Raw genomic sequence first — 15101 nt, forward strand, 5'->3', positions numbered from 1 at the left:
AGCGATGCCTTTCATGAAGCCCCTTATTCTTGTGCTGAACGGCCCTAACCTGAACATGCTGGGCACCCGCGAGCCCACTCAGTATGGCCATGAAACCCTTGCTGACCTGGCCCAAGGCTGCGCCGACAGTGCCCTTGCCAAAGGCCTGGAAATCGAATTCCGCCAGACCAACCACGAAGGCGAACTGATCGACTGGATCCATGCCGCCCGTGGCCGCTGTGCTGGCATCCTGATCAACCCGGGCGCCTGGACCCACACCTCCGTGGCCATCCGCGACGCCCTGGTGGCCAGTGAACTGCCCGTCATCGAGGTGCACCTGTCCAACGTGCACAAACGCGAGCCCTTCCGCCACCTGTCGTTCGTCTCGTCGATTGCCGTCGGCGTGATCTGCGGCCTGGGCAGCCATGGCTACCGCCTGGCCCTGAGCCACTTCGCGGAAATGTTCCAGGAGCAGACCGCATGAGCCAACAGGCTATCCTCGCCGGCCTCATCGGCCGCGGCATCCAGCTGTCGCGCACCCCTGCGCTGCATGAGCATGAAGGTGACGCGCAATCCCTGCGTTACCTGTATCGCCTGATCGACGCCGATCAATTGCAGCTAGACGATAGCGCCCTGCCCGGCCTGCTCGATGCCGCACAGCACACCGGGTTCACCGGGCTCAACATCACCTACCCGTTCAAACAGGCGATTCTGCCGCTGCTCGACGAGCTGTCGGATGAAGCCCGAGGGATCGGCGCGGTGAACACCGTGGTGCTCAAGGACGGCAAACGGGTCGGCCACAATACTGACTGCCTGGGCTTCGCCGAAGGCCTGCGCCGCGGCCTGCCAGATGTGGCACGCCTGCAAGTGGTGCAAATGGGCGCGGGGGGCGCAGGCTCGGCGGTGGCCCATGCGCTGCTGGGCGAAGGGGTCGAACGGCTGGTGCTGTTCGAAGTCGACGCAACGCGGGCACAAGCGCTGGTCGACAACCTCAACGGGCATTTCGGTGCCGGCCGTGCGGTGCTCGGCACTGACCTGCGCGCAGCATTGGCCGAGGCAGACGGGCTGGTCAACACCACGCCCGTGGGCATGGCCAAGCTGCCGGGGACGCCGCTGCCGGTGGAGTTGCTGCATGAACGGTTGTGGGTGGCGGAGATCATCTACTTCCCGCTGGAAACCGAACTGTTGCGCGCCGCGCGGGCATTGGGTTGCCGCACGCTGGATGGCAGCAACATGGCGGTGTTCCAGGCGGTCAAGGCGTTCGAGCTGTTCAGTGGCCGCGAGGCCGATGCGGCGCGGATGCAGGCGCATTTTGCCAGTTTTAGCTGAGTCGGCACCGGCCCTTTCGCGGGCTTGCCCCGCGAAAGGGCCGGTGCAGGCGCATCAACCCTTTTCATCCAGCAAGGCCTTCAACACCTGTTCCTGCCCCGCATAATCCCCCTCGCCAAAATGCACGTGGCGCACTTGCCCTGTGCGGTCGACAAAATAATGCGCCGGCCAGAACTGGTTGCCCCAGGCATTCCACACCTGGTGATCGTTGTCCACTGCCACGGGGTAACCGATCCCCAGCGCAGCTACCTTGTCGCGCAAGGTCGCGACGTCATGCTCGTAGTCATATTCAGGCGTGTGCACGCCCACCACCACCAGCCCCTGGTCGGCGTAACGCCGTGCCCAGTCATTCACATGCGGCAGGCTGCGCTGGCAGTTGATGCAGTCCCAAGTCCAGAAGTCCACCAGCACCACCTTGCCTTTGAGCGCCGGCGCATCCAGTGGCGGCGAATTCAACCACTGGCTGGCCCCCGCCAGCGACGGCATGGCGCCGTAACTGTCGCGGGCCTCCAGATAGCCCGCCAGGCCCAGGCCTGTCAGGGCCAGCGCAATGCCGCCCACCTTTAACATCAGGCGGCGATCAATTCTCATGGCAACCGCCGGTGGCGTACGAGCGGTATTCCACACTCCGATGCTGACCTTTGGAATCGAGGTAGTCCATGCGGGTGTTGACCAGGCCGCAGGTGTTGCCCTGATCATCCTGCACCGACAGGACTTTGTTCACATCCAGATGATCACCGTAGCGGTACTGCATCACACTGGCATCGTTCATCGCGGTGGTGGCGGCCTGAGCGGCAATGGCGCCGAAACTGAACACGGCAAACAGGCTGACGCTGGCGAAGGCTTTGAGGTTCATGGCAACTCTCCTGTGTAACGCTTTAGGTGGGGAGGGTTACTCCCCGGTCGAGAGCCATTACACGGCTGCCAGGTATCCCGTATGTGTCACCCGAGCCTGTGATCTGCTTCCTCCTGTATCTCTGCCAACGGCAGATACACTGCAATACAAAACCCAGCAGGCAAGCGCGATGACGCTCGGTACACTGCGCCAACCCCACCCCATACAGGAACGCTGCGCATGGAACACGTCGATCACATCCTGATCGTCGACGACGACCGCGAGATCCGCGAACTGGTCGGCAACTACCTGAAGAAGAACGGCCTGCGGACCAGCATCGTTGCCGATGGCCGGCAGATGCGCGCCTTTCTCGAAGCCAACAGCGTCGACCTGATCGTCCTCGACATCATGATGCCTGGCGACGATGGCCTGTTGCTGTGCCGTGAACTGCGCGCTGGCAAGCACCGCAACACGCCCGTGCTGATGCTGACCGCACGCAACGACGAAACCGACCGCATCATCGGCCTGGAGATGGGCGCCGACGACTACCTGACCAAGCCGTTCTCCGCCCGCGAACTGCTCGCCCGCATCAATGCGGTGCTTCGCCGCACGCGCATGCTGCCGCCCAACCTGACCATCAGCGAAAGCAGCCGCCTGCTGGCCTTCGGCCAATGGCGTCTGGACACCACCGCACGGCACCTGCTCGACAGTGAAGACACCCTGGTGGCCCTGAGCGGCGCCGAGTACCGGCTGCTGCGGGTATTTCTCGACCACCCGCAGCGGGTGCTCAGCCGCGAACAACTGCTCAACCTCACCCAGGGCCGTGAGGCGGACATCTTCGACCGCTCCATCGACCTGCTGGTCAGCCGCCTGCGCCAGCGCCTGGGTGATGACGCCCGCGAACCCAGCTGCATCAAGACCGTGCGCAGCGAAGGCTACGTGTTCTCGCTGCCGGTGCAATTGCTCGAGTCGCCCTCATGAAATGGCCCCGTACCCTGGCCTCGCGCCTGGCATTGATCTTCTTCACAGGGCTGGTCCTGGCCTATGGGTTGTCGTTCGGCCTGCAAGCCTACGAGCGCTACATCAGCAGCCGCTCGATGATGCTCAGCAACCTGGAACAGGACGTTGCCACTTCGGTCGCCATCCTCGACCGCCTGCCCGCCGCCGAACGTGCCGCCTGGCTGCCGCGCCTGGAGCGGCGCACCTACCGCTACCACCTTGACCAGGGCCAGGATGGCCAGGCGATGCCGACCAGCGACCCGCCCATGGCCGCCGAGTCGATCGTCAAAGCCATTGGCGACGACTTTCGCCTGACCTTCCAGGAGATCCCCGGCCCCAATGCGCATTTTCAGGTGCACTTGAACCTGGCAGATGGCGCGCCCCTGACCATCGACGTCACCCCGACCCCCGTACCGATTGCCCGCTGGCTGCCGGTGGTTTTGCTGATTCAGCTGGCCGTGCTGTTGCTGTGCACCTGGCTGGCAGTGCGCCTGGCCATCGGCCCGCTTACCCGCCTGTCGCAGGCCGTGGACAACCTCGACCCGGACAAACCCGGTGTGCAACTGGACGAGAGCGGCCCGCGCGAGGTGAAGTACGCCGCCGTTGCCTTCAATGCCTTGCAGGCACGCATCGCGGCCTACCTCAAGGAGCGCATGCAGTTGCTGGCGGCGATTTCCCACGACCTGCAAACCCCCATCACCCGCATGAAATTGCGGGTCGAAGTGATGGACGAGGGGGTCGAGAAAGACAAGCTGTCGCACGACCTGGATGCCATGGAGCACCTGGTACGCGAAGGTGTGGCCTATGCCCGCAGCATGGACATCAACACCGAAGCCCCATGCCGAATCAACCTGGATGCCTTCCTCGACAGCCTGGTATTCGACTACCAGGACAGCGGCGCCCAGGTCGAACGCCACGGCAACGCCGACGGCCTGCTGGAAACCCGCCCGCATGCGCTGCGCAGGGTGTTGGTCAACCTGGTGGACAACGCCTTGAAGTTCGCGGGTAAAGCACAGTTGGAGGTCAGCCGTGAACCAGGATGCACCCGGATTCGGATACTCGATGACGGCCCAGGGATTCCGGAAGATGAGCTCAATGAAGTGCTCAAGCCTTTTTACCGGGTAGAAAGCTCGCGTAACCGCAGTACCGGAGGCACCGGCTTGGGGCTGGCGATCGCGCAGCAACTGACCCAGGCCATGGGTGGGCGCTTGACCCTGAGCAATCGCCAAGGTGGCGGGTTGTGTGCACAGATCGAGTTGAAGTGAGTGCCACCGGCATGTCGCCCTCCAGGTCTTACGCGTGATAGCGATGCCGCCTTACGCAACCGATCGCTACAGTCCGATACACACTGTCGCCTCCGCCGACACACTGTCGATACGCCACCGCTCCACACTCCCGGCCACACATTGGCACGCCAGGAGTTAAACCGATGACACGTCCAAACATGACGGCATTTACCCACCCCTTCAGCCACATTGACCGGATCGGAAGCTGGAGCGCCGACGTGCCGCTGCGGCTGTTTCTGGCCTGGGAGTTTTTCGAGTCTGGTCTGGAAAAATACAACGGCACCAACTGGTTCGGCGACCTGCAGTCCAGCTTCCCCTTCCCGTTCAGTGCACTGCCCGCAGCGCTGAACTGGCAACTGTCGATGTGGGCCGAGCTGGTGCTGCCTTTACTGCTGTTGCTTGGCCTGGGCACACGGCTGGCCTCGGCCGGGCTCATGGTCATCACTGTGGTGGCCATTGCTGCGGTGCATTGGCCGTCACAGTGGTCGAGCCTGGCGGAGCTGGCGCAGGGTTATGCCATCACCGACCAGGGTTTCGGCAACTTCAAGTTGCCGCTGATCTACCTGGTGGCACTGCTGCCACTGCTGCTCAAGGGGGCCGGGCGCTTGAGCCTTGACCACTGGCTCAACGCGCGGTTCGCAGCCAGAGCATGACGCGTAAATAGCAACGGGCTCGGGGCCAGTCGGCGCCGAGCCCGTTTTTTGTCTCAGGCTGTACCGATGACAATGCCTTGCGCACGCAGGCTTTCCAGCAGTGCCAAGCCTTGCTCCTGATCCCCACCCAATGCGTGCAGACGCGCCAGCCCAGTACCCCTCACCTCTGTGAGCAAGCGGTAAGCCATGGGTGCCAGGCGAGCGAAGCGTACCTGCAGCCCGGCGTCGCGGTAGACCAGCAGCAAGGTGGGTTCAGGTGCCTCCTGCGGTTGATAATCCGGGCCGATACGGTCAACTGGCCAACGGTAGGCCAATACCCTGGCCGTGCACGACAGCAGCGGCTCCCCCTGCAGCAGGTCACCCTGTGGGTCATGAGCCGGGTCTTCAGCATCGCTGAGGTACAGCTGGGCCTCGATCCACTCGTAGTGGGCAAGCTCCAGTTGCCACGGGGCATCCAGTTCGATGCCCTGGAGGTAGTCGATGAACGCTTCGGCGATCTCGGTGAACAAGGGTGTCTGGCTGCGGTAGTTGGCATAAAAATCCCGCACGCGGGCATGCCAGCGCGGCTCGCCCAAGGTTTGCCGCAGCACCGGAAAGCTGCCGGCCAGCAGGCCTTCGATGGCGCCATAGAACAGTTCACGGTAAACCTTCAGCCGGCGTGCCTCGATGCCAGGCGGTGGGGCATGCCGCTGCGGATCTCGCAGATGCCGCGCCAGCGAGAACTGCTGTTCACGCAACAATTCGCTCATGCGACACCTCCCGCTGCACCGTGCGAATGCGGTCAGTCTCTTCGAGCAGCTCGGCCAAGGGCGGGTAGTTGAAGTCTCGCTCGAGCGTTGTCGGCTGTGCGCCAAAATGCTTGCAGGCCATCGAGAACAACGACCAGACATCCTCCTTCACGGGTGCGCCATGGGTATCCACCTTGAGGTCCGGGGCCTCGTCGTAATGACCCGCCACATGCATGGCGACGACGCGTGCCGGCGGCAGCCCCTGAAGGAAGGCCTGCGCATCGTAGCCATGGTTGCAGGCGTTGACGAACACATTGTTGACGTCCAGAAGCAGGTCGCAGTCGGCCTCGTCGAGCACGGCGCGAATGAAGTCCAGCTCGCTCATCGCCTGGTACGGGGCGGCGTAATAGCTGATGTTTTCCACGGCGATACGCCGCTGCAAGTGGTCCTGGGCCTGACGAATCCTGGCGGCGACGTGATGCACAGCTTCTTGCGTGAAGGGGATCGGCATCAGGTCGTAGAGGTGACCGTCATCGCTGCAATAGCTCAGGTGTTCGCTATACAGGCGTACCTGATGGCGATCGAGAAAGCGCCGGGTCTGGTCCAGCAAACCCCGGTCCAGCGGCAGGCTGCCGCCCAAGGACAAGGACAGCCCATGGCAGGCCAGCGCAAACCGTTCGGTCAATTGCGCCAGGCCTTTGCCATAGGCGCCTCCGACCCCAATCCAGTTTTCTGGCGCACACTCCAGAAAATCCACGGCACCGTCTTCCAGCGTAAGCAATTCAGCCATCAGGCCACGGCGCAGGCCAAGGCCGACAAGCAAGGGTGTGGTCGTCATCGATAAGTCTCCACTACACGCAAAACGCCCCGCCTGACCAGCAGGAGGGGCGTTGTGTCATTCCAAGGGTTTAACTCAGGACTTACCGGTCACTTCGCTGGACGAGGCTTCTGCTGCCTTGCCAGCGCCGCCACATTTACCTTCACCGCACTTGCCTTCGCCATGGCTGGCCTTCTTGTCGCCACCGCACTTGCCCTCACCCTGGGTGGCCTTGCCGCTGCCACCGCACTTGCCTTCACCGCATTTGCCTTCGCCAGGCACCTTGGCCGACGCCAGTTGATACCCCTGGGACAGCGGCTCGACAGCGAACGCGCTGCTGCCAAAGGCCATGCTGCCGATCAGGGCGGCGCCGAGCAGGCCGAGAGTGTTGCGTGCATGAGTCATGGTGTAGCTCCACTGTGGTTGGAAAGTGGAGCCATTAGGCCGGGTGGGTGTGTCGGGGTTGTATCGCCGAAATCGGCATTTTGTACATGAATCGGTCTGTAGGCCTGCAGGATACAGTGTGATACAGAGCACCCGCCCCTGCGGCCAGTGGCGGGTGAAGGCTGTCAGTCTTCCAGCGGCTTGGGCGGCGCTGCGGGCTTGGCAGGTTTGACGGGTTTGGCCGGTTTGCTGTCCTTGCCCTTGGTTTCAGGTGCCGCCGCGACAGGCTCTGGCGCAGTCACGGCCTTCTCGCTCGCCGGCAGCTCATCGACCGCCTTGAGGATGGCCTGCGGGTCGATTGGCTCGCCCGTGGCGTCATCCTTGAGCATGTGCCGTTCGCCGTCCTTGCCCACCAGAATCACCTTGGTGCCCGCGCTCGCGCCAAGCTTGAGTTCGCGGATCAGGGCCATGGTGGTCTGCTGCTCGAGGTTCTTGTCCTCGCGCTTGCCGACCATCTTGGCAACGCTGTACAGCACCAGGCTGCGCTCCTTGAAGGCTTTTTGAATTTCCGGGTCTTCCAAGGCTTTGTTCAACCCACGTAATGTCGGGTCGGCAGAACTGGGAGCAATGATCACCAGAGGCCGTGCCTTGCCCAGCTCCTTGGCCAATGGAGCGTCGCTGTCGGCGGCGAACAGTGGGCCGGTGACGGCGAGCAAGGTAGCGAGGGTCAGTGACCGGACGAGCATACACATCTCCTTAATGTCTCGATAAACCAATGACTACAGATCACGGAGAAAAATCCGACCTGGAGCCTAAACCACTTCAAAAGCTGCGTGGCGAAGGAAAAGTAACTGACAATTTCCAGGCATGCGTCAGATCAGGATGACGGACTTTGCCGAAAAGGCCGCCTCCTGACTGAGCATAGCCCAAAGGCACTGCTGGCAAGGCTGCGCTACGCCCCACACGCGGTGTTGTTACACGTCGATGCCAGCGCCCGGAGGCCCCGCCTCCAATGCCGCCAGCGTCATGTCGAGCATCAACCCGCGCCGGGCAGCGCGCTGTGCGGCAAGAATCGCATCCGACTCAGCCTGCCTGGCCTCGTCGGTCAACGCCTCATCGTCGAGCACGCGATCGAGGCGGCGCCGGAACGGCCTGTCCACTTGCGCAAAGCGTTCAGGGTGGGCACGTTCCAGGTGCCCCTGCCAGAACGTTCGGTCCACCAGTGAACGTGCGATTTCCTCCTGCGTCTCTGCCTCGAGCACTTGCGCTTGCGCCCGTGCAAGGTGCGCCTCAGTGACCCCTGCCAGGGGGCGAAAACTCATGTCGGCCACTGCAATGGGCAAGTTCAGGCGATCGCGCAACCCGAGGCGATAGGCAAGCCCCACTTCGCTTTCATCTGGGTTGCCGCCGCGATTCAGGATGTCCAGCACAGCCAGCCGATCGACCTCATCCAGGCGCCACAAACGCCGCCCCAACGCAAGCAAGGCCTGCTCGGTATTACCTGGCTCATCGGTCCGGGCACGCCACACCAGCACGTTCAGTTCAAGGTTACTGAGGCACCAGGTCGCGCCGTCCTGGCAACCCCACTCGTCGTTGGCGATGTCCATCAAGGCTTCGCGCAGGGCCGGCTCCCGTGCCATCGCCTGCAGCACGGCCAGTACCCGCTGGGCGAGGGCTTCAGCATTGATGTGGAAATCTGCGGACTGCAGCAACTGCTGCAGGACGCGAAAGAAGCGATCGGCAGGCTCCCCTATGTCTACCGACTCCCAAGCCGCCATCAGCAGGCCCCGATAACGCGGCCCGACAGCATCCCCCCAAACGGCACGGGCACGCTCGAGTTGTTCGTAAAGCAACACCTCGTCCGTCGGCATGGCCGGCCCCATCAGCGCCGCCTGCAGGCGAATCAGCTCGGCGTTCTCAAACGGGTTTCCGGCCAACCTGATGCGCCGCCGAAAGCCAGGTGCCAGTTGATAGAACCACTCTGGAATCCGCGTCAGGCGGTTCTCGCGCATGTCCATGTACACCAGGCTTGAGCGGCTCTCCACGCCGTGCGGAAACTGCGTCAGCCCCGTATTGCGCAAGTTCAGCCAGCGAAGAACGGTGAGCCCATTCAAGGTGAAGGCGCGACCCAGTGGGTTATGGGACAGGTCGAGGTACTCGAGGCTTGTGGCACTTGCCAACGTAGCGGCCTGGCTGGTGTTCAACACGATCTGGTTATTGGTCAGGGTCAACTGACGCAAGTGCTGCATTTGCAGCAACGGCTGCGGCAAGCGGGTCAGCAAATTCCCCCCCAGGTCCAGTAACCGTGCACGCGGGAAAGCGAGCAGGAAGCTCGCTGGAATTTCCTGCAGCTCCATGCGCAGCAGTGACACATCGGAAACATGAGCAAAGCTGACCTGTGCTGGCATTTCCGGCAGCTCCCCAGGCCGCATGTTGTAAAGGACCATGCGGTAGTTGTGGTCGGTGTCGAGGTGCGCTTGCCCTCCGTCGGTGGTGCGCCGCCAGCAATCGAGCAGCGTGTTGCGCATGCAGGTACGGTCTTCCCTCTCAGCACCTTGGGCCTCCCCGACCCACCCTTCCAAGCTGTTGCGCAGCACCCTGTACTCTGCACGCAATTGGGCCAATACCGCTTCCACTTGGCGCCCCGAACGCCGCACATTGTCGGTCCATGTCGCCACCTGTTCGTCACTGAACGAGGGAAACAGGTCACGCACCGACGCTGCCAGCGCCAGCGCCCGCTCTGGCCTGCCTGGGCCACCCGAGTTACGGCCACCCAAGGGGTAACCCAGGCGGCCATCGGCCAAACGCAGGGGTGGGCGGAACACCCCCGGGGGCTGCACACCCAGCAGCCCTTCAAGTTCGGCACGACGTCGTAGGGCCTCACGCGCCAGCACAACCCTGAGGTTATGGGCGAAGGGCTCCGCTACCTGCATCGCCTCCCGCTGGGACGGTGAATAGGCTGCGGCCATCACCTCGAACAGCTCGCCCGCCTCACCTTGCGGCACCGCTTGAGCATCCAGCAATTGGAACGTGCCCGCGTGGTGCAGCAAATCGAATGCCTGCGCGCCGTCCTCGGTCGATGCCAGCAGCGGCCCACCGCGATGGCCTTCGAACAAGCGCCAACGCACGCCTTGGCCAGTGCCAGGCAAGTGCTTGAGCAGCCCCAGTGCGACACGCGCCAAGTCGGCATTCTGTGGGGTATCCAGGCTCAACGCTTCAAGTACCCTGACCTTGCGAATGGTCGCCACAGCGCCCCTGGCCGCTTCGGCCAGGTTCAATGGCACGCGGCCAGTCTGCAGCAACCGCCGTCGATCATCCCCATTGGCCGCCGTCAGCAGCGCCTGCGCGGCCCGCGGGTGCAAGCCCGAAAACACGTTGCGCAGCAAGGCACTGCCCGGGCTGTCGCTGACCTGCACAGCGTCATACACACGCCCCAATAAAAGGCGCCGCTGGGCCCAGGCGAGCTCGGCCAGCTGCGGGTCCGACGCACCGGCTGCACCCGGCAAGCGCTGGGCATGCTGCAACACGGTGGCATCCTCGACCGGCTCACCCGCCCGCAAGCAGCTGATCACCTGGCGAATCCGTTGGTCGATCCTGCAACGCTCGGCGCTGTCGAGCATGCCGGCCTCGGGCGCACGCCCATACACATGCAGGGCCCGCAGCTGATCCGCACCCAGGTCATGAAAGCCCAGCACCTGGTCGATCTGCTCGTCCGTCATGCTGTCCAACGGCGTGCCAAGGCGGCGGAACATGCGGTGGGTGTCATCCCATTGCGCAGGTTGCTCGCTCCAGACGCGCCAGGCGCCGGCACCGTTGTGACGCAGCGCAGGCCCATTGCCGCTGCGCGGGCGAAGCTGCCATTGGCCATCGCTACCGGAGTCGACCACAGGGTAGTGGTGGCCGTCCATTTCGATCCAGGCCTGCCCGGCGTGGCGTCGAATCCCCAAGGCATCCTGCGTAGCCGCAGGCCCCGGCGCGACGCTGCGGTAAGGTGCCAGGTCCTGCTGCCAAAGCTTGCTGCTACCGTCCTCCAGCTGTGCAGGCACCATCGCATCGACCACAGCAGAACGCGCCCACAACCGCCGCGCCACCGTAACGCCCGCCACTGTCGCCGCAATCACCGCAAGGTCAGTGGCGACGTGGGTCAAATGGTCGAGTGCCTCCTGGGCATCACCCGCCTGCAAGGCTTCGATGCCATGGTAAACCTCGCCCAGCAACTCCCAGACAGTCACCGCGAGCATGACCAGGCCCAGGCCCGGGACAAAAAACGACGCCAGGTTCAGCAGCAGCCAGCCTTCGGCAGCCAGGCGCTCGTCATGGGCACGCTGGACCCCGCGGTCGAGCCGCGCCACCGGCACCGCGATCATTGCCGCATCCTCTTTGATCTGGCGGATACGCGACTGTGCGAGGCTGTTGAACAGCGGTGACGGGTAGGCCTGCAAACGGGGGACGAGGTCATAACTTGCCCAGGCCGGCAGGTCATCAAAAACGGGCGTTACCGTGGCGAAGAACGCCTGGCTGTCGCGCCTGAGCACAAAGCGGCTGAAGAATCGCTGATACGTCTTGACGCGCAAGCGGTGGCCCAGTTCACGGTTGAGGTCATTGAGGCTGCCGAATGCACTCCAGGGCGCCACCGGATCACCCGGCACATACATCAGCAAACGCCGCGTGGTGTTGAACAAAGGGCCTTGATCGATCACCTCCAGTACCACCACCTGCTCAAGCGCATACCCGAGCAGCTTCAGCTGCTTGGCCACCACCAGGTCACCTGCCAGGCGCAGCAGCTTGCCCTCGAGGCACATGCCCACCAGCAATTTCAGCTCGCTGGCATCCAGCAGATTGTCTTGCCGGGCCTTGTAGCCATCCACCAGCATGGCGTAGCGCACGGCATCGACCAGCAACGTCTCGATGCGTTTTTCGTCATTGGCCGGTTTCAGAATGCTGTCCAGATGCTGCTGGTAGCCCTGCCCCAGGTCGAGCTCGCGGCACAGCGCAGCAAAGGCGATGGCGGTGGGCGGTTTGCGCGCGCCCGAGCGCGGTACCAGCAACCGGTTGCCCGCCGGCTGGCCGCCCGCGCTGGCCTGTTCGGCGGTAAAGTTGCGCAGTGCCACCTCAAGCAGTGGTTTTTCGTCGTACACCACTTCTGTGAGGTGAGCCCCCACCGGCTGGGCGTTGATCACCGGTTCACGGCGCCCTTCGAGAAACTTTAACCGGTGCAGGTTGTAGGTAACCCCGTAACGCTCGCTGAGCGCCTTCTCCAGCCTGGAGGCGACGAAGCCATCGATGCCTTCGATGCGCGTCAGCAACGCGCCCAGTTGCTGACGGCTTTCAAGGCTCTTAGCCAACGCGTGGCTGATCGCAGGCAGTTGGTCAATGGGCGCCTGTCGCAACCAACGGGGCAGGCGCTTGCTGATGAAACCATCCTGAAACGCGTCGCTGTCGTGCTGCAGCGTGTCGGGGCGGACGACGGCATTGCCCCCAGCCTGATCCTCTGGCGAGTGTGTAGTGCCCATGCGTAAAGCCTCTTGTGGGTAAAGAGGCCAGCCTAGGCAGCCACGGTTTGTCGAGGCGCTAGATAGGTAATGCCTGTGCTCAGAACAGCTGTAGCTGGCGGCCGGTCAACGCCGCGAAATCACCCCCGACAAAGGGCAGGATGGCATCGGCCACCGGTTGCAGTTGGCGGCTCAGGTAATGCTCGTAATCGATGGGTGCCTGCAGGCTTTCCAAGGGTTCAGGGCCGGCCGTGGTGATCAGGTAGCTGATCCAGCCGCCGTTCTGGTACTGCCGGGGGCGGCCAAGGCGGCTGTTGTACTCATCGGCCAGGCGCGCGGCGCGCACATGCGGCGGCACGTTACGCTGGTAATCGGCCAGCGGACGACGCAAGCGCTTGCGGTACACCATCAGCTCATCGAATTCCCCGGCCAAGGTCTGCTGCACATACTGACGCACATAGTCGCGGTACGGTTGGCCACGGAAGATCCGCCCGTAAAGCGCCTGCTGAAATTCCCGGGCCAGCGGCGACCAGTCGGTGCGTACCGACTCCAGGCCTTTGTAGACCATCTCCTCGCTGCCGTCGGCGCGCTGCACCAGCCCTGCGTAGCGCTTCTTGCTGCCTTCTTCGGTACCGCGGATGGTCGGCATCAGAAAGCGTCGGTAATGGGTTTCGAACTGCAACTCCAGGGCACTTTCCAGGCCCATCGAATCGCTCAAGTGCCGGCGCCACCAGAGGTTGACCTCGGCCACCAGCTCGCGGCCAATGCGCGCAGCAGCGTCCTCGTCATGGGCGCCTTTGAGCCAGACGAAGGTGGAGTCGGTATCGCCATAGATCACATCGAAACCGCGGGCTTCGATCAGTTCGCGGGTCTGGCGCATGATCTGGTGCCCGCGCATGGTGATCGACGATGCCAGGCGCGGGTCGAAGAAGCGACAGCCACTGGAACCCAGTACACCGTAGAAGGCATTCATGATGATTTTGAGGGCCTGCGACAGCGGCGCGTTGCCCGCGCGCTTGGCCGCCTCCCTGCCCTGCCATACCCGCTCGACAATGGCCGGCAGGCAGTGCTGGCTGCGCGAAAAGCGCCCCCCGCGAAAACCTTCGACCGCGTGCTGCGGGTCGGGCTGACGCAAGCCTTCGACGAGGCCGACCGGGTCGATCAGGAAGGTACGGATGATCGAGGGGTACAGGCTCTTGTAGTCCAGCACCAACACCGAGTCGTAGAGGCCAGGGCGTGAGTCCATGACAAAACCGCCGGGGCTGGCTTCGTCCGGGCGGCTGCCGAGGTTGGGCGCGACAAAGCCCAAACGGTGCATCTGCGGTATGTACAAATGGCAGAACGCGGCCACCGAGCCACCGCTTCGGTCCACGGCCAAGCCGGTGACCGAGGCGCGTTCGAGCAGGAACTCGAGCAGCCGGGTGTGGGCGAAGATGCGCGTGACCAGTTCGCAGTCCTTGAGGTTGTAGCGCGCCAGCGACGGTTTGTCTTCGGCGAACATGCGGTTGATTTCATCCATGCGCTGGTATGGCGTGCTGATCGCCTTGCCCTCCCCCAGCAGCGTCTGGGCAACGCTCTCCAGGCTGAACGACGGGAAGCTCCAGGTTGCCGAACGCAAGGCTTCGATGCCGTCGATCAGCAAGCGCCCAGGAGCATCGGCGAACACGTGGCCGCCGCTGGCGTGAGCGCGCAAGGCCATGGGCGCGCCGTTGCGGCCCAGGGCCAAAGGCACCTGCAGGTGCTTGGCATGTTCGTGCAACAGGCGCAGGTCGAACTGCACCAGGTTCCAGCCGATGATCGCATCCGGGTCGTGCCGGGCCATCCATTGGTTGAGGCAATCGAGCAGCGCGGCAGGGTCGTCGCAGTACTGCAGGTCGAAGTCCACCGCGCTGCTGTCGCCGTTGGCCGGGCCGAGCATGTACACCTGGCGCTGGCCGCAGCCTTCGAGGGCGATGCTGTACAGCGCGCCGCGCTCGCTGGTTTCGATATCCAGCGACACCAGGCGCAGCGGTGGTCGGTAGTCTGGCAGTGGTTTGAGCTGGGCGTCGCAGAGCACGCCGTGGGCGTCTGGCTGGCCGGTGAACTGCACCGGGGCCGTGATGAAGCGCTCCATCAGGTAGCGCTCGGGGGGGCGGATATCGGCTTCGTACACCTCGACGCCGGCGTTGCGCAGGCGTTGCTCCAGTTGCATCAGCTGGCGATGCTGGCGGCAGTACAAGCCCAGCACCGGGCGTTGATCGAAGTCGCGCAGTTGCAAGGGCTTAAGCTCGACACCCGGCTCGTTGGCCAGCAGCACGCGGGCATGTTCGGCCTGCGCCTGCGCGATGAACGCCACCGAGACTTGCGGCGCCAGGCGCAGCTGGCGCGGGCCTTGGTCCGTCGCCAGCCAGAACTCCACGCACGTGCCTTCGGGTGTGTCATGCCAATGCCGGGTCAGGACAAAGCCCTGCTGCAATTCCACCGCGTGGACCTCTGATCGTCTGTTGTGCTGTAAGTGACGATTCTACCCTGTGCACGGCAATCCAGGGGCTGCCATATCCGGCTTTGCCCTCAGATCCGACTTGGCCTCTGTAGGAGCAGCCTTGTGCTGCGAAGAGGC

At 63.6% G+C, this 15101-nt stretch carries 12 protein-coding genes and 1 pseudogene; 5 read left to right on the forward strand and 8 right to left on the reverse strand.

Going from position 1 to position 15101, the window contains the following annotated elements; translation table 11 throughout:
* The first annotated feature begins 13 nt into the window (after positions 1–13).
* Positions 14–463 (forward strand): type II 3-dehydroquinate dehydratase, encoded by a 450-nt coding sequence (gene aroQ, locus D886_RS0110285; RefSeq protein ID WP_027593852.1) that lies wholly within the window; start codon positions 14–16, stop codon positions 461–463.
* A complete protein-coding gene (locus D886_RS0110290) occupies positions 460–1308 on the forward strand; it encodes a shikimate dehydrogenase (protein WP_027593853.1) in 849 nt (282 codons plus the stop codon). The genes aroQ and D886_RS0110290 overlap by 4 nt, the downstream gene beginning before the upstream one ends.
* Positions 1309–1362: 54 nt before the next feature.
* On the opposite strand, the gene D886_RS0110295 is transcribed toward D886_RS0110290, so the two are convergent.
* Positions 1363–1878, reverse strand: coding sequence for a thioredoxin family protein (locus tag D886_RS0110295; RefSeq protein ID WP_027593854.1), 516 nt, complete (start codon positions 1876–1878; stop codon positions 1363–1365).
* 10 nt (positions 1879–1888) lie between these two features.
* Positions 1889–2164 carry a DUF2790 domain-containing protein gene (locus tag D886_RS0110300; RefSeq protein ID WP_027593855.1) on the reverse strand — a complete coding sequence of 92 codons (276 nt, stop codon included), beginning with the start codon at positions 2162–2164 and terminating at the stop codon, positions 1889–1891.
* A 219-nt stretch (positions 2165–2383) separates the two neighbouring features.
* On the opposite strand from D886_RS0110300, the gene D886_RS0110305 reads away from it, so the two are divergent.
* From D886_RS0110305 to D886_RS0110315, 3 genes are all read left to right on the forward strand, one after another.
* The gene (locus D886_RS0110305; protein WP_027593856.1) at positions 2384–3124 is read left to right on the forward strand and encodes a response regulator; all 741 of its coding nucleotides are present in this window, start codon (positions 2384–2386) and stop codon (positions 3122–3124) included.
* Positions 3121–4407, forward strand: coding sequence for a HAMP domain-containing sensor histidine kinase (locus D886_RS0110310; protein ID WP_027593857.1), 1287 nt, complete (start codon positions 3121–3123; stop codon positions 4405–4407). Before D886_RS0110305 ends, D886_RS0110310 begins: the two co-directional genes overlap by 4 nt.
* Positions 4408–4586: 179 nt before the next feature.
* Entirely contained in the window at positions 4587–5081 is a 495-nt protein-coding gene (locus D886_RS0110315; RefSeq protein WP_027593858.1) for a DoxX family protein, read from the forward strand.
* A gap of 53 nt (positions 5082–5134) precedes the next feature.
* On the opposite strand, the gene D886_RS0110320 is transcribed toward D886_RS0110315, so the two are convergent.
* From D886_RS0110320 to D886_RS0110345, 6 genes and pseudogenes are all read right to left on the reverse strand, one after another.
* Positions 5135–5830: a DUF2063 domain-containing protein gene (locus tag D886_RS0110320; protein ID WP_027593859.1), complete on the reverse strand. Its 696-nt coding sequence runs from the start codon at positions 5828–5830 to the stop codon at positions 5135–5137.
* Positions 5811–6647 (reverse strand): DUF692 domain-containing protein, encoded by an 837-nt coding sequence (locus D886_RS0110325; protein WP_027593860.1) that lies wholly within the window; start codon positions 6645–6647, stop codon positions 5811–5813. Before D886_RS0110325 ends, D886_RS0110320 begins: the two co-directional genes overlap by 20 nt.
* A gap of 93 nt (positions 6648–6740) precedes the next feature.
* Positions 6741–7031, reverse strand: a pseudogene (locus D886_RS26890) (EF-hand domain-containing protein); the annotation flags it as partial.
* Positions 7032–7195: 164 nt separating this feature from the next.
* On the reverse strand, positions 7196–7756 hold the full coding sequence (locus D886_RS0110335; RefSeq protein WP_027593861.1) for a DUF4174 domain-containing protein: 561 nt from the start codon (positions 7754–7756) through the stop codon (positions 7196–7198).
* 228 nt (positions 7757–7984) lie between these two features.
* A complete protein-coding gene (locus tag D886_RS0110340; protein ID WP_081717483.1) occupies positions 7985–12523 on the reverse strand; it encodes an NEL-type E3 ubiquitin ligase domain-containing protein in 4539 nt (1512 codons plus the stop codon).
* Positions 12524–12602: 79 nt separating this feature from the next.
* Positions 12603–14963: a DNA polymerase II gene (locus D886_RS0110345; protein WP_027593863.1), complete on the reverse strand. Its 2361-nt coding sequence runs from the start codon at positions 14961–14963 to the stop codon at positions 12603–12605.
* Positions 14964–15101: the final 138 nt, after the last annotated feature.

Origin of the sequence: Pseudomonas sp. LAIL14HWK12:I7, from assembly GCF_000483465.1 — a bacterium.
Taxonomy (GTDB): Bacteria; Pseudomonadota; Gammaproteobacteria; order Pseudomonadales; family Pseudomonadaceae; genus Aquipseudomonas; species Aquipseudomonas kermanshahensis.